This is a genomic window from Afifella marina DSM 2698 (assembly GCF_900102695.1).
GTDB lineage: Bacteria > Pseudomonadota > Alphaproteobacteria > Rhizobiales > Afifellaceae > Afifella > Afifella marina.
In genome coordinates this window covers 16522-42303 of the sequence record NZ_FMVW01000007.1, presented here as the reverse complement: position 1 = coordinate 42303, position 25782 = coordinate 16522, and the positions used below count along the sequence as shown (strand labels likewise).

Annotated in this window: 26 protein-coding genes; 13 read left to right on the top strand and 13 right to left on the bottom strand. The window is 64.8% G+C overall.

Features of this window, described 5'->3' with window-relative positions:
* Positions 1-244: 244 nt before the first annotated feature.
* The 6 genes from BLP76_RS13975 to secA all read right to left on the bottom strand — a co-directional run bounded on the left by BLP76_RS13975 (position 245) and on the right by secA (position 7766).
* A complete protein-coding gene (locus BLP76_RS13975) occupies positions 245-1411 on the bottom strand; it encodes an MFS transporter (RefSeq protein WP_092814507.1) in 1167 nt (388 codons plus the stop codon).
* Positions 1408-1950 carry a TetR/AcrR family transcriptional regulator gene (locus BLP76_RS13970; RefSeq protein WP_092814504.1) on the bottom strand — a complete coding sequence of 181 codons (543 nt, stop codon included), beginning with the start codon at positions 1948-1950 and terminating at the stop codon, positions 1408-1410. The genes BLP76_RS13975 and BLP76_RS13970 overlap by 4 nt, the downstream gene beginning before the upstream one ends.
* A gap of 192 nt (positions 1951-2142) precedes the next feature.
* The gene (locus BLP76_RS13965) at positions 2143-2655 is read right to left on the bottom strand and encodes a GNAT family N-acetyltransferase (protein WP_092814501.1); all 513 of its coding nucleotides are present in this window, start codon (positions 2653-2655) and stop codon (positions 2143-2145) included.
* Positions 2656-3013: 358 nt separating this feature from the next.
* A complete protein-coding gene (locus tag BLP76_RS13955) occupies positions 3014-3241 on the bottom strand; it encodes a hypothetical protein (protein ID WP_139163753.1) in 228 nt (75 codons plus the stop codon).
* Positions 3242-3493: 252 nt separating this feature from the next.
* Positions 3494-4843, bottom strand: a complete 1350-nt coding sequence (locus tag BLP76_RS13950; protein WP_139163752.1) for an adenylate/guanylate cyclase domain-containing protein — start codon at positions 4841-4843, stop codon at positions 3494-3496.
* A gap of 136 nt (positions 4844-4979) precedes the next feature.
* Positions 4980-7766: a preprotein translocase subunit SecA gene (gene secA / locus BLP76_RS13945; protein WP_092814489.1), complete on the bottom strand. Its 2787-nt coding sequence runs from the start codon at positions 7764-7766 to the stop codon at positions 4980-4982.
* Positions 7767-7979: 213 nt separating this feature from the next.
* Here secA and BLP76_RS13940 point away from each other — a divergent pair, with 213 nt between their 5' ends.
* The 4 genes from BLP76_RS13940 to BLP76_RS13925 are packed head-to-tail and all read left to right on the top strand — an operon-like array spanning position 7980 to position 10796.
* Positions 7980-8948 (top strand): peptidylprolyl isomerase, encoded by a 969-nt coding sequence (locus BLP76_RS13940; RefSeq protein WP_092814863.1) that lies wholly within the window; start codon positions 7980-7982, stop codon positions 8946-8948.
* A 2-nt stretch (positions 8949-8950) separates the two neighbouring features.
* Positions 8951-10177 (top strand): bifunctional glutamate N-acetyltransferase/amino-acid acetyltransferase ArgJ, encoded by a 1227-nt coding sequence (gene argJ, locus BLP76_RS13935; RefSeq protein WP_092814486.1) that lies wholly within the window; start codon positions 8951-8953, stop codon positions 10175-10177.
* Between the two features lie 11 nt (positions 10178-10188).
* Complete coding sequence (mutT, locus tag BLP76_RS13930) at positions 10189-10587, top strand: 8-oxo-dGTP diphosphatase MutT (RefSeq protein ID WP_092814483.1); 399 nt, start codon at positions 10189-10191, stop codon at positions 10585-10587.
* 5 nt (positions 10588-10592) lie between these two features.
* Positions 10593-10796, top strand: a complete 204-nt coding sequence (locus BLP76_RS13925) for a Flp family type IVb pilin (RefSeq protein ID WP_111328841.1) — start codon at positions 10593-10595, stop codon at positions 10794-10796.
* A 77-nt stretch (positions 10797-10873) separates the two neighbouring features.
* On the opposite strand, the gene BLP76_RS13920 is transcribed toward BLP76_RS13925, so the two are convergent.
* Positions 10874-11755 carry a methyltransferase domain-containing protein gene (locus tag BLP76_RS13920; RefSeq protein WP_092814476.1) on the bottom strand — a complete coding sequence of 294 codons (882 nt, stop codon included), beginning with the start codon at positions 11753-11755 and terminating at the stop codon, positions 10874-10876.
* Positions 11756-11806: 51 nt separating this feature from the next.
* Here BLP76_RS13920 and BLP76_RS13915 point away from each other — a divergent pair, with 51 nt between their 5' ends.
* The 5 genes from BLP76_RS13915 (at position 11807) to BLP76_RS13895 (ending at position 15394) form a co-directional block, all read left to right on the top strand.
* Positions 11807-12598 carry a ComF family protein gene (locus tag BLP76_RS13915; RefSeq protein WP_092814472.1) on the top strand — a complete coding sequence of 264 codons (792 nt, stop codon included), beginning with the start codon at positions 11807-11809 and terminating at the stop codon, positions 12596-12598.
* Between the two features lie 105 nt (positions 12599-12703).
* A complete protein-coding gene (gene grxC, locus BLP76_RS13910) occupies positions 12704-12973 on the top strand; it encodes a glutaredoxin 3 (RefSeq protein ID WP_092814469.1) in 270 nt (89 codons plus the stop codon).
* A complete protein-coding gene (locus BLP76_RS13905; protein WP_092814466.1) occupies positions 12970-13845 on the top strand; it encodes a carbon-nitrogen hydrolase family protein in 876 nt (291 codons plus the stop codon). The genes grxC and BLP76_RS13905 overlap by 4 nt, the downstream gene beginning before the upstream one ends.
* Positions 13842-14330 (top strand): DUF1178 family protein, encoded by a 489-nt coding sequence (locus BLP76_RS13900; RefSeq protein ID WP_092814462.1) that lies wholly within the window; start codon positions 13842-13844, stop codon positions 14328-14330. Before BLP76_RS13905 ends, BLP76_RS13900 begins: the two co-directional genes overlap by 4 nt.
* 212 nt (positions 14331-14542) lie before the next feature.
* Positions 14543-15394 carry a cation diffusion facilitator family transporter gene (locus BLP76_RS13895; RefSeq protein WP_200170592.1) on the top strand — a complete coding sequence of 284 codons (852 nt, stop codon included), beginning with the start codon at positions 14543-14545 and terminating at the stop codon, positions 15392-15394.
* A 58-nt stretch (positions 15395-15452) separates the two neighbouring features.
* Here the strand turns inward: BLP76_RS13895 and BLP76_RS13890 are convergent, their stop codons facing one another.
* The 3 genes from BLP76_RS13890 to BLP76_RS13880 all read right to left on the bottom strand — a co-directional run bounded on the left by BLP76_RS13890 (position 15453) and on the right by BLP76_RS13880 (position 17337).
* Complete coding sequence (locus tag BLP76_RS13890; protein ID WP_092814456.1) at positions 15453-15983, bottom strand: RES family NAD+ phosphorylase; 531 nt, start codon at positions 15981-15983, stop codon at positions 15453-15455.
* A gap of 22 nt (positions 15984-16005) precedes the next feature.
* Positions 16006-16428, bottom strand: a complete 423-nt coding sequence (locus tag BLP76_RS13885) for an antitoxin Xre/MbcA/ParS toxin-binding domain-containing protein (RefSeq protein ID WP_092814453.1) — start codon at positions 16426-16428, stop codon at positions 16006-16008.
* Between the two features lie 213 nt (positions 16429-16641).
* Entirely contained in the window at positions 16642-17337 is a 696-nt protein-coding gene (locus BLP76_RS13880) for a DUF1236 domain-containing protein (RefSeq protein WP_092814449.1), read from the bottom strand.
* A gap of 197 nt (positions 17338-17534) precedes the next feature.
* On the opposite strand from BLP76_RS13880, the gene trhA reads away from it, so the two are divergent.
* On the top strand, positions 17535-18170 hold the full coding sequence (gene trhA, locus BLP76_RS13875) for a PAQR family membrane homeostasis protein TrhA (protein ID WP_092814446.1): 636 nt from the start codon (positions 17535-17537) through the stop codon (positions 18168-18170).
* A 44-nt stretch (positions 18171-18214) separates the two neighbouring features.
* Here trhA and BLP76_RS13870 read toward each other — a convergent pair whose 3' ends face one another.
* The 3 genes from BLP76_RS13870 to BLP76_RS13860 all read right to left on the bottom strand — a co-directional run bounded on the left by BLP76_RS13870 (position 18215) and on the right by BLP76_RS13860 (position 20792).
* Positions 18215-18787, bottom strand: coding sequence for a YjbE family putative metal transport protein (locus tag BLP76_RS13870; RefSeq protein ID WP_092814860.1), 573 nt, complete (start codon positions 18785-18787; stop codon positions 18215-18217).
* 92 nt (positions 18788-18879) lie between these two features.
* A complete protein-coding gene (gene ubiG, locus BLP76_RS13865; protein WP_092814857.1) occupies positions 18880-19623 on the bottom strand; it encodes a bifunctional 2-polyprenyl-6-hydroxyphenol methylase/3-demethylubiquinol 3-O-methyltransferase UbiG in 744 nt (247 codons plus the stop codon).
* Positions 19624-19730: 107 nt separating this feature from the next.
* Positions 19731-20792: an endonuclease/exonuclease/phosphatase family protein gene (locus BLP76_RS13860; protein ID WP_092814443.1), complete on the bottom strand. Its 1062-nt coding sequence runs from the start codon at positions 20790-20792 to the stop codon at positions 19731-19733.
* A gap of 274 nt (positions 20793-21066) precedes the next feature.
* Here BLP76_RS13860 and BLP76_RS13855 point away from each other — a divergent pair, with 274 nt between their 5' ends.
* The 3 genes from BLP76_RS13855 (at position 21067) to prfA (ending at position 25779) form a co-directional block, all read left to right on the top strand.
* Positions 21067-22320: an aspartate kinase gene (locus tag BLP76_RS13855; protein ID WP_092814440.1), complete on the top strand. Its 1254-nt coding sequence runs from the start codon at positions 21067-21069 to the stop codon at positions 22318-22320.
* 87 nt (positions 22321-22407) lie between these two features.
* Positions 22408-24675, top strand: a complete 2268-nt coding sequence (ptsP, locus tag BLP76_RS13850; RefSeq protein WP_092814437.1) for a phosphoenolpyruvate--protein phosphotransferase — start codon at positions 22408-22410, stop codon at positions 24673-24675.
* Positions 24676-24699: 24 nt separating this feature from the next.
* A complete protein-coding gene (gene prfA / locus BLP76_RS13845) occupies positions 24700-25779 on the top strand; it encodes a peptide chain release factor 1 (protein WP_092814434.1) in 1080 nt (359 codons plus the stop codon).
* Positions 25780-25782: the final 3 nt, after the last annotated feature.

The following is a 25782-nucleotide window of genomic DNA, read 5'->3' as shown; positions in this document are numbered from 1 at the left end:
GGCCGACGATTTTCAAAAGACAGCTTCAAAGCACCAAAAACGGCGCGGGCGACCGCGCCGTTTTTGCGTTTCGGGGCGGCATGCATTTTGGGGGCATTTTTCTTGGGCCGGCATTCTTCGTTTTGCCGCGCGCATTCCCTGCTCTCGCGAGCGGCACCCTGCCGACGGCCAGTTTCGCCTGCGATGCCGTTCAGTCCCCGCTGGCGGCTTCAAGCGGCGCTGGGTTTTCAAGCCGGCTTCAACCTCATCGGGCGTCTCCGCATCTTTCGGCCGCCTGCCCAAAGGACAAGCCGACGCGCTTGTAGCCCATCATCCCGGCCGCGAGCCCGATGGCGGCAAAGACGATGACGGCCTGATCCGGACCGAAGGTGTCCAGGATGAAACCGAAGAGGGGCGCTCCCGCCGTCTGGCCGAGGGCGATGGTGAGAAAGCCGATCATCAGCCCCGTCGCCGGGCGATCGGGGAGTGCCGCCACACCCCAGACAAGGTAGATTCCGGTCAGCATCACATAGGCCGCGCCAAAGAACGCGCCGCCTGCGAGCGTCGTTGCGGGGGTGGCGAGGGCCGAGCCGGTCGCGAGGATGCCGAGCGCCATCACGACGAGAAAGGCGCGATGCGTCCGGTCGATGCCGAAGCGTTTCACCAGGGTGCCGGCCGAGGCGCCGGCAATTCCCGCAATGCCGATGGCGGTCCACAAAACACCGATGCCGCTCGTGCCCCAGCCGAGCCTTTGCGATGCGAGCTCGCCTCCGAACGACCAGAGGGAGGTGCTTGCGGCGCCCATGAGGAAAGAGGCTGCGACGAGGCGGATCAAGGGGCCGGTCACGGGTGGCAGGTGACTGCCTTTCGCGGACTTGCGCTGCGTCGGCGGAACCGCGACAGCGGCTGCGAGCGCCACGACAACGGCAATTGCGGCGAAGCCCGCAAAGGCGAGACGCCATTCCCCGCCGATCGCCAGGGCGACGGGGCCGGAGAGGGCGACGCCAGCGCTGGTGCCCGCATTGATCGCGGTGTTGGTAGCGTCCTGCCGCTCGGCCCGGACCGCGGCTGCGACGGCCGCCGCCATGGGCGGGGAGGCGAGACCGGTGCTCGATCCCGCCAGCAGGACGGCGCCGGCCAGCCAGGCGGCATTGGGCGCGGCGGCGATCGCTGCCATGCCGGCCGCGGCGACGAGGGCTGCCGCAATTGCCACGGCGCGCGCCCCGAAGCGTTCGGTGAGGACGGCCGAGGCAATGATGGTCAGGCAGTAGCCGAGAAAGGATCCGCCCGAGAGGATACCAGACAGCGAGGGGCCGAGCGACAGATCGGCATCGACCTCCGGCAGGAACAGGCCGAAGGCGAAGCGCGCAAAGCCGTAACAGACGGCGATCAGGCCGAAACCGACGGTGCCCAGGCGAAGGGCCGGGCTCACGGGCGTTGTCCGGCGTTGGCGTCGGCGACAAGGATTGCCGCTGCTCGGCGTGCCGCCGCGACCGCGGCCGGACCGCGATAGACAGAGGCGGCCGTCGCGCCCTCGTAGAGGACCAAAATCTCTTCCGCGAGGCGCGCGCCGGCCGCCTCACCGAGTTCCGTCACGAGGATCTCGGCCAAGCGTTTGCGAAAGGATTCTTTGTGGGCGAGGACGGCGGCGCGCACTTCCGGAATGTTGCCGCCCGTCTCTCCGAAGGCCCGCAGGAAAAGGCAGCCGCGGGCGCCTTCCTCCCGCATCCATGTCTCCAAAGCCGCAAAGATGCCGTCGACGCTCTCGACGCCCTCTAAGGTGCGCATGAAGCGGAGATCGCGCTCGGCGAGAACGGCCGCCATCAGGTTGGTTTTGCTGCCGGCGTGCTTGTAGAGGGTGCGCGTGGACATGCCGGCGGTTTGAGTCAGCCGGTCCATCCCGGTGGCGGTGAAGCCGTTCAGGTCGAAGAGCTGTTCGGCGGCGGCGAGAAGCCGGGTTTTCGTTTCCATGGCAGGGCATGTAAAACGTACGTTTTACATTTCAAGGGATGGCCGCAAAACCCGCGCGGTGCGAGGCCCGGCACGGCCCGCCGTGGCGCCGGCGGGTCGCTTTCAAAAGGGGGCGACGGCAAAGGGGTGCAGGGGAGAGTTCAGCGAGGCCGCTCAGGCGAGGCGACTTACCCGGTCGTCGGGGAATGCCCGTTATCGGATTACGGGCTCGTGGGAAGGGCTGATCGTGATCCGGTAAAATTTCGTGTCGACATCGACGAGCGGGAAGTTTCGCGGCAGCTCGCTCTTGTCGATCTCGGTGAAACCGTTCTTCTCGTAGAAGCGATGCGCGGCGTGAAATTTTGCCGTCGTGCCGAGCAAGATTTCGGCGATGCCGCGCTCCGCCGCGGCGGCGAGCGCGGTTTGCAAGAGCCTCGCTGAGACGGCGTGGGGGCGCCCGCGATGGGTGGCAGCCACGAACATCTTGCGCAAGGCGGCCTGATTCTCGCCGATATCCTTGAGCGCGATCGTGCCGACGACGCGTCCGGCATCTTTCGCCACCCAGAAATCGCCCTTGCCGATCCGATAAAAACTCTCGACGGCGAGAAGGTCGGGCTGCTCATCGAGCGTGATCGGGATCGCAAATTCGTGCTGCTGGATCGTCAGGATGAGATCGAGAACGCCCTGCCGGTCGGCGTCCTCGTAAGGGGAGATTGTGGGGGTCATGGTTTTATCGGGGTCTCAGAAGATGGGTGCGGGTGACGGAGCCTACCGCGCGGGCGGACGCCCTCGACGGTGCATTTTGCATCTTTCTCGAGGGTCGTCACGGGAACAGGCCGCACGTTGCGACGTGACGATGCGCCGATAGCTGGCTGGTGAGGGGGGCTAAAGTATGATGCGCGGAACGCGACGCAGGACGAAGCTTCCCGCCATCAAAAACAATGAGACTGCGATCATATATGCGCTCAGCCGATCCCAGGCCGCCGGGGTGTTTGGGAGCAGGCCAAGGAGCCCGCCGACGAACAGGCCGCTCCACGGGATGATCGCTCCAAAGAGGACGCAAACAGCGCAGCCGCTGGATTTGCTAGTCATCTGCTTCGTCCTTTCCAAAGAAGTCATCGACCTTGAAGCCGTGGCACAGAGCTTCGTAGCCCCAGCAGGCGGCGATGAACGTGCCCCCAACAATCCACAGGTAGCCGGGCCCAAATAGATAGGTCACCAGATTATCGACGGAAGCCGAGAGAGCAAGAAAAGCCGCGCCGGCGCATCCCGCGACCTTTAGCGCACATCGTCGCCTATTCACTTCCGCCATCTGCAATGTCCCCCGCACTGCCATTCGACGCGTAGATGCTTTTTGCGCAGATCATCAACTTTTGCGGGAGCCGGCGCCAGGTTCAAGACGCGCCGACGTCACATAGCGCCTTGAGGGAGATGGAGCCGCAGCGCCATTCCTGCACGCCAGCTTCGACCGCAGGCTGCACGCTCACCTGCGGCCTTCTTGCCGCCTCAAGAGATGGTGTTCTCCGCAGACGGGACGGCCAAGCAGCAGGCTGCCCGCGCCGGCTTATCCCTTGGCGCGGACGGCGCGGTTTGCGAGAAAATCCATTTCGGCGGCGCTTTCGCGCGGGCGGCGGGGGCGCTTTTTGGGAGGCTCGCTCGGGTTCTCGGTTTCCATGATCGGTTCGGGGAGGCGGTGCGGTGTCGGCCCTGCCCAGGCATAGAGTTCCACGGGCTCCGAAAAGCCTCGGAGCGTGTGTTCGCCAAGCGGTGTCCAATGGGCCGGGGCGTGGTCGGCCACTTTCTGGACAGCAAGTGCCGGCACGCCGAAAACCTTGGTCATCGCCTGGACGCGCGCGACCTGATTGACGATCGGACCGATCACCGAAAACGACAGGCGCGAGGCCGTGCCGATATTGCCGAACATGACATTGCCGCGCGTCAGACCGACGCCGTAATCGAGCGGCTCTTCGCCGGCCGCAATTCGGGCCTCGTTCAAGAGCGCGAGCTTCTGCCATCCCTTTTCGATGGCGCGGCTCGCGGCCTGGGCGGCCTCCGTCTCCGACGACCAGCAATCGAGCGGGAAGAGCGCGATCACGGCATCGCCGATGAAATTCAGGATGTCGCCGCCTTCCTCTTCGATGGAGGCGGCGATGCAATCGAAATAGGAATTCAACAGGTCGATGTAATCGGCCCGCGGGATGCGCTCGGCGAAGGCCGTGGAGTTCCTGAGGTCGCTGTAGAGGATGATGGCCGGCACCGTCTCGCCGTCGCCACGATGGATCTGGCCGCCGAGCACGCGCGGGCCGGCACGGTGGCCGAGATAGGTTTCGGCGATCGTGTTGGCCATACGCGACAGGATCATCACCTTGCCGGAAAGCGCGAAGCGGCGGGTGACGCGCTGCAGCGCCGCGATCTCGCCATCTGAAAAGCCGCTCGGGCGCGTGCAGCAATACGAGACGATGATGCCGCTGCGGGAGTGCGCCAGGCCGGTGCCGGGGATGGCGAGATCGATCGCAAAGGCGATGTAATCGGTGAACCCCTCGTCGGCGAATTCCTGCAGGACCGGGAAATCGACGAGTTTCTCCGGCCCTTGAAGCGCGCGGCGGAAGACGTCGCTGCCGCTCTCCACCAGCACCTTGAAGGGGCTTTGCCGCCACGCTTCACTGATATGGTTGGGCTCGGGATTGTAGGCGATCTGCTCGAAGGCCACTTCCTGGCCCTCGCGCCAGATGACCGCCTCCACCTGAAAGAGCGGGTGGAGCGTCGTCCAATTCACCATGGCGCGGCCGATCGGGATGCCGACGCCGAAGATGCGATCGCACATGCCTTGAAAAAGCTCGGTCGGGTCGGGGTCGCCAAAGGCCTGCTCGACCAGCCAGGAGGTGACGCTGTCGACGAGTGTGCTTGAGGACATGAAAAATCCTTGGCTGACACCAAGAGCCGCCCGCGCCTGCGGCACGAGCGGTGATGTCATCCTGAGCTGCTGTTCAAAACAATTCTAGCCGGCAGCGGACGGGCCGGCTAGAGCGCTGGTTGTGGGGCCCGGCTCTTTAGACGAGCGCGCCGTGGCAGTGCTTGAACTTCTTGCCGGAGCCGCACGGGCAGGGCGAGTTGCGCCCGACCTTGCCCCAGGTGGAGGGGTCGTTCGGATCGATCGTGGCCGCACCCGCGCCTTCGCCACCGGCATAAGCGCTGCTTGCCGCGACCGCAGCCGCACCGACGGGAAGCGCGCCGGCGCCGGCCCGCTCCGATCCGCCGCCATCGGCCATCTCGAATTCATCCTCGCCGGTGGTCGCATCGACGTGATGGGCAATGCCTTCCGGCGGGCGCAGCGTCTCTTCAAGCGGCTCGCGCTCGGCGAGTTCGACATGCATGAGCTGCGCGGTGACGGCACGGCGAAGCTCCGACAGCATCGCCTGGAAGAGCTCGAAGCCCTCGGTCTTGTATTCGTTCAACGGGTCGCGCTGGCCGTAGCCGCGGAAACCGATGACCGAGCGCAGCTGATCGAGCTGTGCCAGATGTTCGCGCCAGAGCTGGTCGAGCGTGCGCAGAAGAATCTGCTTTTCCACCATGCGCATGAGCTCGGGGCCGAAACGGCTCGCCTTGCGGGCCATCAGCTCGTCGGCGGCCTTTTCGATGCGCTCGCGCATCTCCGCATCGGCGATGCCTTCCTCCGCCGCCCATTCGTCGATCGGCAGATCGAGGGCGAGGATCTGTGCGACTTCCGCCTTCAGGCCCTCCACATCCCATTGCTCGGCATAGGCGCGCTCGGGAATGTGCTTGGAGACGATTTCGTCGACCGTCTCGTGGCGCATGTCGCGGACGGTCTCCGCCGTCTCCTCCTGGCGCATCAGATCGATGCGCTGCTCGAACACGACCTTGCGCTGGTCGTTCATGACGTCGTCGTATTTGAGGAGGTTCTTGCGGATGTCGAAGTTGTGCGCCTCGACCTTGCTCTGCGCCCGCTCCAAGGCCTTGTTGATCCAGGGATGGACGATCGCCTCGCCCTCCTTGAGGCCGAGCTTCGTCAGCATCCCGTCCATGCGGTCGGAGCCGAAGATGCGCATCAGATCGTCCTGCAGGGACAGATAGAATTGCGACCGGCCGGGATCGCCCTGACGGCCGGAACGGCCACGGAGCTGATTGTCGATGCGCCGGCTTTCGTGGCGTTCGGTGGCGAGCACCATCAGGCCGCCGGCATCGAGCGCCTCGCGCTTCATACGCTCCAAATCGGCGCGGATCGCCTGTTCCTTCGCCTGGCGTTCCGGCCCTTCCTCCATCTCGCCGAGTTCTGCGGCGAGGCGCATATCGACATTGCCGCCGAGCTGAATGTCGGTGCCGCGGCCGGCCATGTTGGTGGCGATGGTGATGGCGCCGGGCTTGCCGGCCTGCGAGATGATGATGGCTTCCTGCTCGTGATGGCGGGCGTTGAGGATGTTGAAATCCTTGATGCCGCTCGTCTTCAGGCGCTCGGCAAGAAGCTCCGACTTTTCGATCGAGGTGGTGCCGACGAGAACCGGCTGACCGCGCTCGCGGCAATCTTTGATCGTCTCGATGATCGCGGCGTATTTTTCTTCCACCGTGCGGAAGACCTGGTCGTCCTCGTCGATGCGGGCGACCGGGACATTGGTCGGCACCTCGACGACGTCGAGGCCGTAAATGTCCATGAACTCGTCGGCTTCCGTCATCGCCGTGCCGGTCATGCCGGCGAGCTTTTCGTAGAGGCGGAAATAGTTCTGGAAGGTGATGGAGGCGAGCGTCTGGTTCTCCGGCTGGATCTTGACGTGCTCCTTGGCCTCGAGCGCCTGGTGCAGGCCTTCCGAATAGCGCCGGCCTTCCATCATGCGGCCGGTGAATTCGTCGATGATGACGACCTGGCCGTTCTTGACGATGTAATCCTTGTCGCGCTGAAAGATCTTGTGCGCCTTCAAGGCGTTGTTGAGGTGATGGACGACGGCGACGTTTTCCACGTCATAAAGGTTGTCGCCCTTCAGAAGGCCGGCCGCTTCCAGGAGACGCTCGGCATGCTCGGTGCCGTCTTCGGTGAGCGTGGCGGAGCGGACCTTCTCGTCGATCTCGTAATCTTCCGGCTTCAGCTGCGGGATGATGGCGTCGATCGCCTGATAGAGCTCCGACTTGTCTTCCACCGGACCGGAAATGATGAGCGGCGTGCGCGCCTCGTCGATCAGGATGGAATCCACCTCGTCGACGATGGCGTAATGGTGACCGCGCTGCACCATGGCGCCGAGGTCGTATTCCATATTGTCGCGCAGATAATCGAAGCCGAATTCGTTGTTGGTGCCGTAGGTGACGTCGGCGCGGTAGGCGCGGCGGCGCTCGTCCTGCGACAGGCCGTGGACGATGACGCCGACGGAGAGGCCGAGGAAGCGGTAGATACGGCCCATCCAGTCCGCGTCGCGGCTCGCCAGATAATCGTTGACGGTGACGACGTGGACGCCCTTGCCGGTGAGCGCGTTCAAATAGACCGGCAGGGTGGCGACGAGCGTCTTACCTTCACCCGTCTTCATTTCGGAGATGGCGCCTTCGTTCAAAACCATGCCGCCGATGAGCTGCACGTCGAAGGGGCGCTGACCGAGAACGCGTTTGGCCGCTTCGCGCACGGTGGCGAAGGCCGGCACCAGCAGATCGTCGAGCTTGGTGCCGTTTTCGAGCTGCTGGCGAAATTCCAGGGTGCGGCCGGCGAGCTCTTCATCGCTCAGCCTTGCCGTCTCGTCCTCGAGCGCGTTGATCTGATCGACGAGAGGACGATACTTTTTGACGCGGCGGTCCGACGGGGTGCCAAAGACCTTGCGGCCCAAACTGCCCAAGCCCAGCATAAAATCATCCTCTTCGTCGGCAAATTACCGATGTCGGCGTGTCGTGAGGCCGCTCATCGCTTCTGAAGTGGCGCGGGGATCAGCGTTGAAAGCCGTCGAGCCGGCGCCCCCGCTTCTGGACGGCGGGCCGGGGGAGAGATAAGAACGCAGGTGAATCATGTCAATCTGCGGCGCTTGCGCAGACATCGCGCCGATGTCGATCGAGGACCTATCATGACCATCCGGAACACGTCGTGCAAGATCGGCGGCGCGAGCAGCGCCCTCGCCGCTCTCGTTATCGCGACCGGTGCCTTCATGGCGTCAGCCCAGGCGCAGGAGGCGCCGTCGCCCGATGCCGTCGCCCGCGTCGGCGACACGATCATCACCGAGAAGGATCTGTCGGAAGCGGCGAACGATTTCTCCGACGAACTCGACCGCGTGCCCGGCCCGCGCCGGCGCGCCGTTCTCGTCGACGTCCTCGTCGACATGGAGCTGCTGGCGGAAGCGGCACGCGAGAAGGGGCTCGACAAGACCCCCGATTTCGATCAGCGCCTGGAATTCCTGAAGACCCGCGCGCTCAGGAACGAGTACGTGGAGAAGGAGATCGTCAACGCCGTCACCGACGATGAAGTGAAGGCGGAGTACGACAAGCAGATTTCCGGCTTCAAACCCGAGGAGGAGGTGCATGCTCGCCACATCCTCGTGACGACCAAGGAAGAAGCCGAAGAGATCATCAAACAGCTCGATGCCGGCAAGGATTTCGCCGAGCTCGCCAAGGAAAAGTCGACCGGACCGAGCGGCCCGCAGGGTGGCGATCTCGGCTATTTCCCGAAAGGCCGCATGGTGCCGGAATTCGACAAGGCGGTGTTTGCGCTCGAACCCGGCGAATACAGCAAGGAGCCGGTGAAGTCGGAATTCGGCTGGCACGTGATCAAGCTCGAAGACAAGCGCATGTCGAGCCCGCCGCCGCTGGACGACATCAAGGAGCAGCTGCGCGGCGTTCTGGTGCGGCAGAAGTTCAACGAGGTGATGACGAAGCTGCGCGACGACACCACCATCGAAGTCTACAACAAGGCGAATGCCGAGCCTGCGGCGGATGGCGAAGCCGGGTCCGATGAAGGGGCGGCCGAAGAGGGCGCATCCGATGAGGGGGCTGCCGAAGACGGGGCTCCTTCCGGCGCCGATGCGGGGCAGAACCAGTAAGGATGAGCGCAAGCGTTTCGCCGCTGGCTCCCCGCGAATTCGCGGAGCTGCCGCAGCTTGAGGGAGTGCGGCTTGCGACGGTTGCGGCCGGCATTCGCTACAAAGGCCGCACCGACCTCCTTCTGATCGCCTTCGATCCGCCGGCGACGGTCGCCGGTGTCTTCACGCGGTCCAAATGCCCGTCCGCGCCGGTCGATTGGTGCCGGGCGCAGCTTTCGCGCGGACGTGCCGCGGGGCTCGTGGTCAATTCCGGCAATGCCAACGCTTTCACCGGCGCCAAGGGCGAGGCCGCGGCCAAGGCGAGCTCGGAGGCGGCGGCCGAGGCGCTCGGCTGTCAACCCGAGGACATCTTTCTCGCCTCGACAGGCGTGATCGGCGAACCGCTCGATCCGGAGCCGTTCCGGCGGCATCTCGGCCCGCTCGCTCAAGAGGCGCGCGGCGACCGTTTCCGCGAGGCGGCGGAAGCGATCATGACCACCGACACGTTTCCGAAGCTCGCCCATAAAGAGGTGACGATCGGTGGCCGGACGGTGAACGTGCAGGGCATCGCCAAGGGCGCCGGCATGATCGCGCCGGACATGGCGACGATGCTCGCCTTCGTCTTCACCGATGCGAAGATTTCGCCGATGGCCTTGCAGACGGCTTTGTCGGAGGCCGTGAAGACGAGCTTCAACGCGATCACCGTCGACAGCGATACCTCCACGTCGGACACGCTGCTCGCCTTTGCGACCGGCACCGCCGGTGCGGAGATCGTGCCGGGAAGCGCCGATTTTCAGAGCTTCATGGAGGCTTTGACCGAGGTCTGCCGTTCGCTCGCCTTCCAGGTGGTGAAGGACGGGGAAGGCGCGCGCAAATTCCTCGAAGTCACCGTGACGGGGGCAGAAACCGATGTCTCGGCGAAGACGATCGCGCTTTCGATCGCCAATTCGCCGCTGGTTAAGACGGCCGTTGCCGGCGAGGACGCCAATTGGGGCCGCGTGGTGATGGCCGTCGGCAAAGCGGGCGAGCCCGCCGACCGCGACCGGCTCGCCATCTGGTTCGGTCCGCATCGCGTCGCTTTCGAGGGGGCGCGCGACCCGGATTATTCCGAAGAGGCGGCGTCCGCCTATATGAAGGGGTCCGAGCTTGCGGTGAAGGTCGATCTCGGGCTCGGAACCGGCCAGGCGACGGTCTGGACCTGCGACCTCACCAAGGAATATGTCGCCATCAACGGCGATTATCGCAGCTGAACGAGGCCGCGATGAAGCTTCTCCTCGTCGTCGCCGTGGCGCTTGTCGATCCCGACGGGCGCGTGCTCCTGGCCCGCCGCCCGGACCATAAGGAGTTCGGTGGCATGTGGGAGTTCCCCGGCGGCAAGGTCGAGGCAAGCGAAAGTCCCGAAGCTGCTCTCATCCGGGAATTGCGCGAAGAACTCGGGATCGATGTGCAGGAAGCCTGTCTGGCGCCGTTGACGTTCGCCAGCCATGCTTATCCAAATGTTCATCTGCTGATGCCACTCTACGTCTGCCGACGCTGGTCTGGCGTGGCGCAGGCTCTCGAAGGACAGGAACTGCGCTGGGTCCGGCCGCAAAAGATGAGAGAGTTTGCCATGCCGCCAGCTGACGAACCGCTGATTTCCCATCTGCTCGATCTGTTGTGATCGACATGCTGAGATCGCGCCTGCGCGAACTCGCTTTGGTGTTGACCTCGCTCCGGCGTGACGAATCCGGCGCGACGGCGATCGAATACGCTCTCATCGGCTCGCTGGTCACCATCGCCCTCCTGGCGGGCTTCAGCGTCTTCATTCCGGCGCTGACGGCTCTTTATGACGGCATCGCCGCGCATTTCGCGGAGATCGGCTGGAGCTAAAGCGCGCCTTTCGATCCCCCCGTCGCCGCCTCTTCAGTCACCGCCTCTTCAGTCACCCTCTCTTCAGTCGCGCCCACTCAGTCGCGGTTCTTCTCTTCCAGAAGATGGGCGAGGCTGACCTGCCCCGAGCCGCGTCTTGCAGGCTTCTGCTGACTTTCATGCGGCGCCCAACCGGATACGGCGTAAAGCTCGAACGTCGCCGGCACCCGTCCTTCTTTATCGCCATAGAGTTCGCGGTAGGCCTCCGCCGCACGGGCAATGAGCGCGCGCGTCGCGGGTTTGCGGGCGCGTTCAGACAGCGCATTGGAGGCGCCCATCGCCTTCAGCTCCGCCATCAGCTTCAACGGCTCGCGGTAGCGCACGGTCACCACTTCGCGGTCGACGACGGGCAGGGCAAAACCCGCCCGCTGCAGAAGCGCGCCGACATCGCGGATATCGGCAAAGGGCATGACGCGGGGGCTGACGCCGCCCATCATTTCGGCCTCCGCATGCATGAAGGCGTGGCGCAGCTCGGCGAGCGTGCCGCCGCCGGGAAAGACGGCGAGGCAGAGACCGTCCGGTTTCAATGAGCGACGGATCTGAATGAACGCTCCGGGAAGATCGTTGGCGTTTTGTAGGCTGAGGACGGAGGCGAAGAGATTGATGGTCTCGGGCGCAAGCGGTAGCGCCTCGTCATCGGCGACGGCGGCTCGGACACGATGCAGCCTTGCGGCGGCAAGGCTCTGCTCCAAGGGCAGGACCTCATCCACCTTGCCGCTGGCAAGAAGCGCCTCGGCCAAGGCCGGGCCCCGGCCGAAGCCGGCGATCGCCCGTTCGAAACGGCGCTCCACCATGGCAAGCCGCATGGCGACCTCGTCGATCGCCCGCTGCATCAAAAAATCGATGCCTTCCGGAGCGGGGGCGGCGCGCGCTTCGCGGCGGCGAAGGAGATGCTTGTCGAGGATCGGAGGAGCGGTCATGCTCGGGTTCTAGCGCAAGACGCGCCATGGTGAAGCGCAATGCGACGGGACATGTCTCTTCCGGCGGCGGGATCGGGCGCGCACCGGGCCCGCAGGGGCTTCCGCGACATCGTGAAAGCGGGGGCGAGACAGGTCGCGGATCTTCTTCTTCCGCCGCTCTGCCCGGTCTGCCGGCGGGCCGTCGGCGCGCACGATCTCTTGTGCCCGCAATGCTGGGCGAAGCTGCGCTTCATCGAAGAGCCCTTCTGCCCGGTTCTCGGCATTCCCTTCGCCGCCGATCTCGGTGACGGCATTCTTTCCGCGCAGGCGATCGCCGATCCGCCGCCGTTTTCGCGGGCGCGTTCGGCCGTCCTCTTCGACGAAACGGCACGCAGCCTCGTGCATCAATTCAAATATTACGATCAGGCGGCGGTCGCCCGCACGCTGATCGCGCTCACCTTGCGGCCCGCGCGAGAACTCGCCCGGGAAGGCACGCTGGTGGTGCCGGTGCCGCTGCACCGCTCGCGCCTGTGGCAGCGGCGTTTCAATCAATCGGCCGTGCTTGCCAAGGGCATCGCCGAGGAGCTCGGTCTCCCTTTCGTGCCGCGGGCGCTCATCCGCAGCCGGCGCACACGGCAACAGGTCGGCCTGTCGCAAAAGGAGCGGCAGGCCAATCTGCGCGGTGCCTTCAAGGTGCGCGAGGCGCAAAGAGGCGTCATCGCCGGCCACCGCATTCTTCTCGTCGACGATGTCTACACCTCCGGCGCGACGGTGAAGGCGGCAACCAAGGCGCTTCTCAAGGCCGGGGCGGAGGAGGTCGACGTCGTGACCTTCGCGCGCGCCGGGATCGTCCCGCTCGGCTGAGTGCAGGCCTTGAGGTGGGCAGGCCTTGAGGTGCGGCGTTAAGCCGATGGTTCTGTTGCGGAAGTTTTCCGTGAGGCTATATCTGGGGGAACGCTTGGAGCATTCATGGCCAAAGTCACCATTTATACCCGGCAGTTTTGCGGCTTCTGCAGCTCGGCGATCCGGCTTCTTCAGGAGAAGGGCGCGGATTACGAAGAAATCGACGCCACCTTCGAGCCCGACAAGCGGGCCGAGATGATGGCGCGCTCGAAACGCCAGACTTTTCCGCAGATCTTCATCGGCAGCCGGCATGTCGGCGGCTGCGACGAACTTTATGCGCTCGACCGGCAAGGGCGGCTGGAGCCCATGCTTGCGGGCGAGGAGGCCGCGTCGTGAGTTTCAAGGCCGCCTGTCTGCAGCTCAATGCCACGAACGTCGTCTCCGAGAACATCGCCACGATCGAGCGGCTGGCGCGCCGCGCCGCCGAGGCGGGGGCCGACTACGTGCAGACGCCGGAAATGAGCAACATCATCGAGCGCGACCGCGAGAAGCTGTTTGCGGCGATCACGACGGAGGGGGACGATCAGACACTCGCCGCCTGCCGGGCGCTCGCCTCCGAGCTCGGCATCGTCTTTCATATCGGCTCGCTCGCCCTGAAAAGTCAGGATGGGAAGATCGCCAACCGCGCCTTCGTGGTGGGGGCGGACGGTGCCATCCTTGCGCGCTACGACAAGATCCATCTCTTCGACGTCGATCTGCCGGGCGGTGAGAGCTGGCGGGAATCGGCGACTTATACAGCGGGCGACGAGGCGGTGCTCGTGCCGCTCGCCTTTGCCACGCTCGGCGTCTCGATCTGCTACGACGTGCGCTTTCCGCAGCTTTACCGGGCACTCGCCAAGGCGGGCGCCGAGGTGTTGACGGCGCCGGCCGCCTTCACCCGCAAGACCGGCGAGGCGCATTGGCATGTTCTGCAGCGTGCGCGAGCGATCGAGAACGGCGCCTTCATGATCTCTGCCGCGCAGGCGGGCACCCATCGCGACGGCCGGGAAACTTTCGGGCATTCCATCATCGTCTCGCCCTGGGGCGAAGTTCTGTCTGAGGCGGGCGATCAGGGCGAAGAGGTGATCATCGCCGAGATCGACACGGCGCAATCGGCAGAGGCCAGAGGCCGCATTCCCTCGCTCGCCAACGAGCGTAACTTCACTCCGCCCTCAGTTGGGCCATCCCTTGCGCCATCCGTCGCGCCGCCGATGAGGTCGGCATCATGATCCATTACGATTTGCGTTGTGACGAGGGCCACGGCTTCGACGCCTGGTTTGCCAGTTCAAAGGCCTTCGAAGAGCAGCAAGAGGCCGGCCTGCTCTCCTGTCCGCATTGCGGCTCGGCGGCGGTGGAACGCGCCTTGATGGCGCCGGCGATTTCGGGCGGGCGAGAGCGCGAGCCGGTCCACTCCGTTGCGGCTGAGACGGGCTCTGCGGGTGCGCCTGCTGTGGCGGGCGGCGGCAAGGGGCAGCAGGTGGCGACCACCGTGCCGGCGCCGTTTCTGGAGGCGATGCGCGAGGTGCGCAAATATGTCCAGGAGCACGCCGATTACGTCGGCAATCGCTTCGCCGAAGAGGCGCGCCGCATCCATTACAAGGAAAGCGATCCGCGCGGCATCTATGGCGAGGCGAGCCGCGAAGAGATCAAAGAGCTCAAGGACGAGGGCGTCGCGTTCCAGCCACTGCCGATCCTGCCGGAAGATTTCAACTAGGCCGCGCCCAGCGCGCGCGAAAGCAATCTAGACCTTTTCCGTCCAGTTTTCTAAACCGGCGGCGACTGGCACGGGAGGCTCCCATCGGCGGACATCACGATCACAACCATGAGCATGGACACAGCCATGATCATGATCATGGTCACGGCCATGGGCATTCCCATGCGCACGGGCATGCGCATGCGCATGGGGCGGGCGGCAACGAAAAGCGCATGGCGATCGCCGCAGCGCTCACCGGCTCCTTCATGCTCGCCGAAGCGATCGGCGGTTTTCTCTCCGGCTCGCTCGCGCTTCTCGCCGATGCCGGCCACATGCTCACCGATTTCGCATCCTTGTCGCTCGCCTGGTTCGCCTTCCGCATCGCGCGGCGCCCGGCGGATTGGAAGCGCACCTACGGCTTCGACCGCTTTCAGGTTCTGATCGCCTTCGTCAACGGCATCGCGCTCATCGCCATTTGCGCGTGGATCATGGTGGAGGCGGTGAGGCGCTTCAATTCGCCGGTCGAGGTGATGGGTACGCCGATGCTGGTGATCGCCGTCCTCGGGCTCATCGTGAACATCGCCGTCTTCTTCGTGCTGCACAGCTCGCCGGAGCAGAACCTCAATATGCGCGGCGCCATCCTGCATGTGCTCGGTGATCTTCTGGGCTCGGTTGCTGCGATCGTCGCCGCGATCGTCATCCTGACGACGGGATGGATGCCGATCGATCCGCTTTTGTCGGTTCTCGTCTGCCTCTTGATCCTGCGCAGCGCCTGGTATGTGACGAGCCAGTCGGGGCATATCCTGCTCGAAGGCGCGCCGGCGGGCGTCGATATCCGGGAGATCGAGCGCGATCTGCCGCAATCGGTCGAAGGCGTTCTCAACGTGCATCACGTGCATGCCTGGGCGATCAGCGAAGAGCGGCCGATGGTGACCTTGCATGCGCGGCTTGCCGAGGGGGCGTCGACGGATATCACCGTGCGGGCGATCAAGGCGCGCATTGCGGAGCGCTTCGCCATCGATCATGCGACGATCGAGGTGGAAGGGCTGCATTGCGCCGACGAGGCGATGAAGCGGGCGTCATAGGTTCGTTCGGGGGGCGTGAGTCAGTCCGCGGTGCGGGGGCGGCCAGCGAATGGCAGCCTCAGCTCTCGTCGGCGCTCCAGGACGAGATGTCTTTCGGGAGGCGGCCGGACGGGTCGTGGACGGTCACTTTGTGCGGCCGGTCCGGGCCCCAGCGCCATAAGACCAGATTGGCCATGTCGGACCGTGCGCCGCGTGCGAAGGACGGGACGAGAATGCCGGCGGCACCTTCATCGATGAGACGGTGCGACAGACGCCAGGAGGCCGGAATGCGGCCTTCCGCCCGATCGAGGGCCCAAGGCGAGGCCATCTCGGACAATGTCACGCCGGCCTGGCCCCGCGATCGCTCGTCGCGCAGATCGACGAGATCGTCGACATCGATGTCGTAAGAGCAGACCGTCAGCGGCTCGAGGCGATGGCCGAAGCCGTGGCCCATCTCGACGAACATGCCTTCCAGGGTAAGCGCGAGATAGAGCGCCGGGGTGCCGACCGGATTGAAGCGGCCGCCGTTGGCGGCGGCGCCTTCGCCCGATGTCGGCGCGAAGGCAAAGCGCGGATCATGGGCGCGGTAGGCAATTCCCTGCCAGCGCATCGCTTTCTCCGCGTGGGGTGGCTCAGGCGAAGCCGCCGAGCGCGATATGGTCGAGATAATCGCGCACGGCTGCGGCCTTGCCGTCTTTCACCAGAGCTTCCGCGGTGCGGTCGCCGAAGGCCGGGATCGGCTCGGCGCGGTACCAGGCCATCGCCTGTCTCTCGCCTCCTGCCCAGCCGGCGATACGGCCCAGAATTTCCAGCATTTCCAAGGCTCGTGCCTGCGTCTTCGGAGCCGTGAGACGGGAGGTGCGGTAGAGCGTATCGCGCTTGACGCCGATGGTTTCGGCGAGCTGCGTTTTCGACATGCCGAAATGCTTCGCAACGCCGTCGAGGGCGATGCCGCCCTTCTCGTCGACAAAAGCCGCCACGAGACCGGCACCCTGCAGGGGCGCGCCCGGCGCCGGGTGCCTGGAGGGAAGGCTCGCTGCCGATTGCGAGGTCATCTGAGGCTCCTGCGTTTTCGCGGACAAAACGTCCGCTCAACATGCTATTCAATATGGCATAGATCCTACGATCTTGCCAGGTGGCTGCATTTCAGGAGAGCCGTGCAAAAAAGACCCGCCACGCGGGCGGGTCTGCGGTCTGCGTCTTTGCGGGCCGGGGGAGGCCTGCTGTGGGGTTGAGAAGACCCGGGGGGTGAGCCTTCTCCTGCAGGGTCAGCGGACGACGTAGACGATGCGGTGGCTGCCCGGTTCGACGAGGACCGGCTGGCCGTTCACATAGGCGTATTCGTAGTCGTAATCCGGAATCGGCGTTAGCGTGACGGTTTCGGGTACGCCTGCGCCGACCACGACTTCGCCGTCGAGATAGACGGGCTGCACCGGGTTCGTCTGCACATAGGTGGTGACGGTCTCGGGCGGATCGATGATGGCGCCGGCCGCAGAGCCGCCGACCGTCCCGGCGGCCCCGCCGATCGCGGCGCCCGCCGCTGCACCCACGGGGCCGCCGATCAAGGCGCCGGCGACCGCGCCGCCGACCATGCCGGTCGCGCCGCCCGCCGTGCCGCCGGTTTCGGCGCCCGAAGGCTCGTAGGTGGTGACGGGAACGCCGGCATCGGCGTAATGGTCGGTCATGACGACGGGCGAGCCGCTGATCGGTGCCGTCAGATAATCGGAATAGGCCCAGCCTTGCGTGCCTTCATGGGTGACGGTGCACCATTTGCTGCCCTGGAGGCAGCCGTTCACGGTGACCTCGTCCTCGCCTGGAATGTAGCCGACGATCGGATATTCCGGTCCCGGGCCTGAGCGGATGTTGAGGTCGGTGGTGGCGGTTGCCGCGCTCTGGGCGAGGGCGGTGGTCGAGAGCGCCGCAAGAGCGGCCGCTGCGAGCGTCGCGTTTTTGGCAAATCGCATTGATCGTCTCCGTTCAGATTGATGGCGCTACAACCTGAAGGCTGAAGAAGCGGTTCCGGCACGTTGCGCGCAACCGTTCCAGTCTGTGGCGGGCGCGCAACAGTCGCTGACGCAAGCGTGTTCGGCGGGCGCCTTGCTGCCGCGGCCGCGCCCGCTAAGTGATTTCGAAAGCCAAAGATGAGCGAACAGGAGACAGAATGCGCAGAGCACCAGGGGTACGGTATTCGCCGGCGGAATTGTGGGCCGACGGGGTCGTGCACGGGCTCGGCCTGTCGCTTGCGATCGCGGCCGCGATCGCCGTGCCGCTTGCCTTGAGCGGACACGTGCCCGCCGGGGAAATGGCGGCGCTGGGCGTCTATCTCGGGACGCTCGTTCTCTCGCTCGGGATTTCGGCCGCCTACAATCTGTGGCCGGCGGGAAGCGTGAAGGCCGTGTTGCGGCGGCTCGACCATTCGGCGATCTTTCTTTTGATCGCCGGCACCTACACGCCCTTCATGGCGGTGAGCGAGACCCGGTGGCTTCTCGCCTTCGTGTGGAGCGTGGCGGCGGCGGGCGTCTTCGGAAAACTCGTCGTGCCGCACCGTTTCGACCGCGTCGCGCTCGTCGCCTATCTCGGCCTCGGCTGGTCGGGCATCGTCGCCTATGGACCGCTGACGGAGGCGCTGTCGTCGTCCGTCGTCTGGCTCGTGATCGGCGGCGGCATCGTCTATTCGGCGGGCGTCATCTTTCATGTCTGGGAGCGGCTTTTGTTCCAGAACGCCATCTGGCACGCCTTCGTGGTGGCGGCGGCTTCGATCCATTTCGTCGCCGTGTTGAAGAGCGCGGCCGCGTGAGCTCCCGGGGCGGGTCTTAAGCGACCACCTCTAGGTGACGACGTTTAGGCGACGACCGTGGCGATCTCTTCAACGCCTTCCCAGATCATGTGGCCGGCCACGTAGACGATGATCAGCAGGCCGACATAGGCGATCCAGCGCTGCTTATGCAGGAGGTCGGCGATGAGGCTTGCCGCGACGCCCATGAGCGCGACCGACAGGATGAGGCCCGAGGCGAGCACCCAGGGGTGCTGGTGCGCGGCACCCGCGACGGCGAGAACGTTGTCGAGCGACATCGACAGATCGGCCAGAATGATCTGAAAGACCGCCTGACCCATGGATTTGGGTTGCGGGTTTTCGAGGGATGCGGCGTGATGCCCGCTCTCGTGGCAGGCCTTCCGATCGGCCTCGAGTTCCCGCCACAGCTTCCACGACACCCAGAGAAGCAGGATGCCGCCGGCGAGCAACAGGCCGATGATTTCAAGGAGTTCGACGGCGACGAGCGCAAAGGCGATGCGCATGACGGTCGCCGCGGCGATGCCGATCGCAATGACCTTGGTGCGCTGCTTCGCGGGCAGGGCCGCCGCCGCCATGCCGACGACGACGGCATTGTCGCCGGCAAGCACGACGTCGATCATGACGACGGTCAGAAACGACCAGATCTCAGCGCTGGTGATCACGTGACGGCAGGCTCGAAGGGAAAGGGCTCAGACGCTCAGGCCGTCGGCGCTCAGCGTGCCGGCCGCTCTGCCAGCATCATATAGTTCACATCCATGTCGCGTGACAGGCGCATTCTGTCCGTCAGCGGGTTGTAGACGACGCCGGTCTCGTCCTTGATGGTGAGACCTCCCGCCATCAAGGCGTCGGCCAATTCGCGCGGCTTGACGAAACGATGGTGCTCATGTGTGCCGCGGGGCAGCCAGCCGAGCACATATTCGACGCCCACGATGGCGAGCGCGAAGGATTTCATGGTGCGGTTCAAGGTGGCGAGGAACATGAGGCCGCCAGGCTTCACGAGTGCCGCGGCGGCCGCGATATAGGCCTCCACATCGGTGACGTGCTCCACCACTTCCATCGACAGGACGACATCGAAGAGAGCGCGTTCGGAGGCGAGATCCTCCGCTGCCGCACAGCGATAATCGATGACGAGGCCGCTTTCGGCGGCGTGGCCGGTCGACACTTCGATGTTGGCGGGGGAGGGATCGATACCCGTCACCTTGGCGCCGAGACGCGCCATCGGTTCGGCGAGAAGCCCGCCGCCGCAACCGACATCGACGATGTCGAGCCCCGTAAACGGTTTCGGAGCCCGCGGGTCGCGGTCGAACTGCTCGCAGACATGGCGCACGATATAATCGAGCCGCACCGGATTGAGCTTATGCAGCGGGCTGTTCTTGATGCCGCCCCACCAATCCTGAGCGCTTTGCTCGAATTTGGCGACTTCCTTGGGATCGATGGTGGATGAGCCGGCCTGCATGTTGTCCTCCGCTTGGGCGCGTGCGGAGAAGAGGTGGCGAACGGGTCGGAAGTCAAGCCTTCCCGGCTGCGACCTGCTTTCCATAAACACGGACGAGGCACCTTTCATCATGTGCCGCCTTCGGCGATCTCGCGCGCCTCGACCTTGATCGGGCGGTGCTTGAAGGTGGCGCAGATGACCCCGTGGTCGCTGGTGCCGCTCTCTTTGTGGTCGTCGTAATTGAGGTGGTCGTTGGCGACCGTCATGCCGTCAAACATCCACAACCGGCGGCGACTGTTGTCGTAGAACTCTTCGCTGACCAGGATGTGGTCGAGGGACTCTCGGAATTCCTTGTATATGTGCGTGTAATAGACATCGCGAGTGCTGCGGTATTCCTGCAGAGTTTGCGCCGTATAGAGGCTGACATCTCCACCGCCCTTCGAATCGCCGACGAGATAACGTGGCTGCTCTGTCAGGATGTTGGCGGTGTTGGAATGCTGCCCGTCATTGATGTCCCCAAGGACGATGACGGGGGTCCGGGTTCCTTTCATCTGTTCCGACAGGAGGAAGCGGAGCGCTGCAGCCTCAGCAGTGCGGCGGATCGTGGAGAGGGCCGCGCCGAGACTGTTTTGGTGCTTTTTGTAGATGTCTTCGTTTTCGTGAAACCATGCCTCGCGATAAACCTTGGTCGGCGATTTCGATTTCAGGTGACAGACATAAACTTGCACAGCCGGCTCGTCCTCGCGGGGGCGGATGCGGAAGTGCAGGACCGGGCGTGAAAAACTCTCAATGGCGACACTGATTTCCGGGGTCTGCGGATCGTCGCCCGTGCTTTTCAATAGAAACCTCTCCGGAAACGCCACGATCCAATCGGGATCGCCTTCGAGAAGACCGCGGCGGACGATGGCGGCGCAGACGATCTTTTGGCCATCGGCGTCGTCCGGCACGAGCATGTCGTAATCGTCCGCGAGGCCGGACGCTTCCAGAGCGGCTTTGAGGGAGTTGCCGTGCCACAGCTCCTGGAATCCCAGGATGTCGGGCCGAAGCAGGCCTATGACATGCTGGGTCCATGCGATTTTTCGACCGTAGACCTCGTGCGACCAGCCGTCTCGGTCGGAATACATTGGCAGGCCAGGCTCGTTGAGATTGTAGAGGTTGAACGTGCCAATGCTGAGCGTGCGCATTTTCATGAGCGTCCTCCCGTTTGAGCGGAGACTATCGCTGTTTCATGACACTCAATCGATGGCTGCAATTTATGGGTTACGCTCTTTCGTATCATTTCTAGGTTGTGTTCGGCGACGAACACCCTGGTTCCGCCAAAGGTGAAAGCCTCGCTGTCGCGCCGATTGCCCCCGGGCGCATTCCCGGCTAAAAGCGGCGCGCCGGGGTGCCCGGCCGCGGCCTTGTGCCATTCTTCTTGGCGGGTCGTACCCATAAATTCCATCAGGCCTAGCCGAGCCGAAAATGTCCCGCCTCGTGATGAAATTCGGCGGCACTTCTGTCGCTGATCTCGACCGCATCCGCCGTGTTGCGCGCCATGTGAAACGTGAAGTCGATGCCGGCCACGAAGTCGCCGTCGTCGTTTCCGCGATGGCTGGCGAGACGAACAAGCTCGTCAAATTGTGCCGCGAAGCCTCGCTCATGCATGACGCGCGCGAATACGATGCCGTCGTCGCTTCGGGCGAACAGGTGACGGCCGGGCTTCTCGCCATCGTCTTGCAATCGATCGGCGTGGATGCGCGCTCCTGGCTCGGCTGGCAGATCCCGCTTCGCACCGATGCCGCGCATGGCGTGGCACGCATCGCCGATATCGATTCCCGCACGCTTCTCGACCGCATGAGCCGCCAGCAGGTGGCGGTGGTCGCGGGCTTTCAGGGCGTTGCCCCCGACAACCGCATCGCCACGCTCGGCCGCGGCGGTTCGGATACAAGCGCGGTGGCGCTCGCGGCGGCCCTCGGAGCGGAGCGCTGCGACATCTATACCGACGTCGACGGGGTCTATACGACGGATCCGAGGATCGTATCGGGCGCCCGGCGCCTGCCGAAGATCGCGTTTGAGGAAATGCTCGAAATGGCGTCTCTCGGCGCCAAGGTGCTGCAGGTGAGATCCGTCGAACTCGCCATGGTGCACGGGGTCAGAACCTTCGTGCGCTCCTCTTTCGACGATCCGGATGCGCCGCAGGTCGGCGAGGACAACCTGCCCATCGGCACGCTCATTTGTGACGAGGACGAAATCGTGGAAAAGCAACTTGTCACCGGCATCGCCTATTCCAGGGACGAGGCGAAGGTCACGCTGCGACGCGTCGAGGACCGACCTGGCGTCGCCGCGACCATTTTCGGCGCGCTCGCCGACCAGGCGATCAATGTCGATATGATCGTGCAGAACATCTCCGAGGACGGGCGCACCACCGACATCACCTTCACGGTCACGACGGCCGATTTCGACCGCGCGCTCGCCCTCATCGAGGGGATGCGCCCGGGCGTGGCGATGGAGATGGTCTCGGGGTCGAGCGACGTCGCGAAAGTTTCCGTCATCGGGATCGGCATGCGCAGCCATGCAGGCGTCGCGGCGGAGGCGTTCAAGGCGCTCGCGGCGCGCGGCATCAACATCCAGTTGATCACGACCTCGGAGATCAAGATCTCCATCCTGATCGACGCCGCCTATACCGAACTTGCCGTACGCACCCTCCATTCAATATACGAACTGGACAAGACTTGACGGGCTAACGTCGAATACGGCGCCCACGGGGGACGGGGCGGCCGTGAGAGACTGCGCACGGCGACGGGATGAGGGGGTCTGCCTGCAATGCGAGAGACGCTTGCCGGACCGAGAGTGCTGCTCAGGCGGCTCCGCGAAGTCATGGCGGAGCCGATCGGCGCACAAGATCGTCTGGATAAGATCGTCAGGCTGATCGCCGCCAACATGGTGACGGAGGTCTGTTCCGTCTACATCCTGCGCGCCGATGGGGCGCTCGAGCTTTTCGCCACCGAAGGCCTGAAGGCTTCGGCCGTCCATCGCGCCACCTTGCGCGTCGGCCGCGGCCTGGTCGGCCTCATCGCGGCGGAAGCGAGGCCTCTCAATCTCCCCGATGCGCAGAAGCATCCGGCCTTCGCCTATCTGCCGGAGACGGGGGAGGAGATCTACAATTCCTTCCTCGGCGTGCCGGTCCTGCGGGCCGGCCGCACTCTCGGCGTACTCGTCGTCCAGAACCGCGCCCACCGCTCCTACACCGAGGAGGAGGTGGAAGCCCTGCAGACGACAGCCATGGTGCTCGCCGAAATGTTTGCCGCCGGCGAAATCGAAGACCTCGCCACGCCCGGCGCCGACCTCGATCTCAACCGCCCTTTTCGTCTGGAAGGTGCGGCGTTTTCGGAAGGAATCGGGCTCGGAAAAGTGCTCCTGCACGAACCGCGCGTGGTGGTGACGCAGCTGATCGCCGAAGACGTCGATCATGAACTCGTGCGCCTCGACGAGGCGATGCGGAGCCTGAGGCTTTCCGTCGACGATCTTCTGGCGCGCGGTGTCGAGGCTGGGCAGGGCGAGCATCGCGACATTCTCGAAGCCTACCGGATGTTCGCGCAGGATCAGGGCTGGGTCCGGCGGCTGCGCGAGGCGGTGGCGGCGGGCCTGACCGCGGAAGCGGCGGTGGAGAAGGTGCAAAGCGATATGCGGGCGCGGCTTGCACGCAGCGCCGATCCTTATCTGCGCGACCGGCTGCACGATCTCGACGATCTCGGCAACCGGTTGTTGCGCACGCTGATGGGCCGCCCGCATGGTCCCGGCAGCGCGCAGATGCCGGCCGATGCGGTGGTCGTCGCGCGCAATATGGGGGCGGCCGAACTTCTCGATTACGACCGCGACAAGCTGCGCGGCCTGGTGCTCGAAGACGGGGCGCCGACGAACCATGTGGCGATCGTGGCGCGGGCCCTCGGCATCGCCACCGTCGGCCAGGTGGAAAACGTCGTGGCGCTCGCCGAATCGGGCGATCCCGTCATCGTCGACGGGGAGACGGGCGAGGTGCATCTGCGCCCGCCGGGCGATATCGAGCTCGCCTATGTCGACAAGGTGCGCTTCCGGGCGCGGCGGCAGGAGCAGTTCCGCCGCCTCCGCGACACGCCAGCCTCGACCAAGGACGGCGTCGACGTCTCCTTGATGATCAATGCCGGGCTGATGATGGATCTGCCGCATCTTCAGGAATCGGGGGCGTCGGGCATCGGGCTCTTCCGCACCGAATTGCAGTTCATGATCGCCTCGTCGTTTCCGCGGCTCGGCGAGCAGGAGGGGTTTTATCGCGACGTCATGGAAGGGGCCGGCGACAAACCCGTGACCTTCCGCTCGCTCGATGTCGGCGGCGACAAGGTGCTGCCCTATATCCGCACGCATCCGGAAGAAAATCCGGCGCTCGGCTGGCGCGCGATCCGGCTCGGGCTCGACCGGCCGGCGCTCTTGAAGACGCAGATCCGTGCGCTGTTGAAGGCGGCGGCGGGACGCACTTTGCGCCTCATGTTCCCGATGGTGACGGAGGTGTCGGAATTCGAACGCGCCGCGCAGATCGTCCGGAACGAAGAGGCGCATTTGCGCCGCCACGACCATCCGACCGCCGACAAGGTGGAGCTCGGGGCGATGCTGGAAGTGCCATCGCTTCTGTGGCAGCTCGACGAATTGCTGGCGAAAGTCGATTTCCTGTCGGTCGGCTCCAACGATCTGTTTCAGTTCCTGATGGCCTCCGACCGCGGCTCGACGCGACTCGCCGGCCGTTTCGATGCTTTGTCGCCGGCGTTTCTGCGCCCCTTGCGCAAGGTCGCGCACCGGGCGCGCGATATGGGCAAGCCGGTCTCCGTGTGCGGCGAAATCGCCGGGCGGCCGCTCGAAGCCATGGCGCTTCTGGCGCTCGGCTATCGGTCCTTGTCGATGGCGCCGTCGTCGATCGGGCCGATCAAGGCGATGATCCTGGAATTGCGGCTTGAACCCCTTGCCGAACGGCTCAATGCCATGCTGGACGAGGATGTGAGCGCGTCAGAACTCCGCACTGAATTGCGGGCCTGGGCGAATATCGAACGCATCCCCGTGTGAGCGAATTCTCGCTATAGAGAGCGGATGATACCGAAAGAACGACTGGACGGGCTCATTGCCCGCCGCAACGCCATCACCACGGAACTCACCAAGGCGCCGGAGACGGAGGTCTTCATCCGCCTGTCGCGCGAGCTCGCCGAGATCGAGGAAGTGGCGGGCAAGGGCGAGGAGCTGCTTGCGGCCCAGCAGGAGCTTGAAGACGCCGAGGCGCTGATGGCCGATCGCGACAGCGATGCGGAGATGCGCGAACTCGCCGAGGAGGAGGCCTATGCGCTGCGCAAGCGCATCGCCGTGCTCGCCGACGAGATCCGGGTTCTGCTTCTGCCGCGCGACGAGGCGGATTCCAAAAGCGCCATCCTGGAAGTCCGCGCCGGCACCGGCGGCGACGAGGCGGCGCTTTTTGCCGGCGACCTTTTCCGCATGTATTGCCGCTATGCCGATCTCAAAAAATGGAAGGTCGAAATCCTCTCCGTCTCGGAGGGCGAAGTCGGCGGCTATAAGGAAGTGATCGCCTCGATCTCGGGGCGCAGCGTCTATGCGCGGCTCAAATTCGAATCGGGCGTGCACCGGGTGCAGCGCGTGCCGGAGACGGAAGGCGGCGGGCGCATTCATACCTCGGCCGCGACGGTCGCCGTCCTGCCGGAGGCGGCGGATGTCGATATCGAGATCCGCCAGGAAGACCTCCGCATCGATACGATGCGCGCCTCGGGCGCCGGCGGGCAGCACGTCAACACGACCGATTCGGCGGTGCGCATCACCCATCTTCCGACGGGCATCGTCGTCACCTCGTCGGAGAAGTCGCAGCACCAGAACCGGGCGCGGGCCATGCAGGTTCTGAAAGCGCGGCTTTACGACATGGAGCGCGAGAAGGCCGACAGCGAACGCGCCTCGGCGCGCAAGAGCCAGGTCGGTTCGGGAGACCGCTCGGAGCGCATTCGTACATACAATTTCCCGCAAGGGCGGGTGACCGACCACCGCATCAATCTGACGCTCTATAAGCTCGACAAGGTTCTGGCCGGTGAAGCGCTCGACGAACTGGTCGACGGGCTCGTCGCCGACGACCAGGCGAACCGGCTTGCCGCGATCGAAGCCGAGCCGGCATGAGGG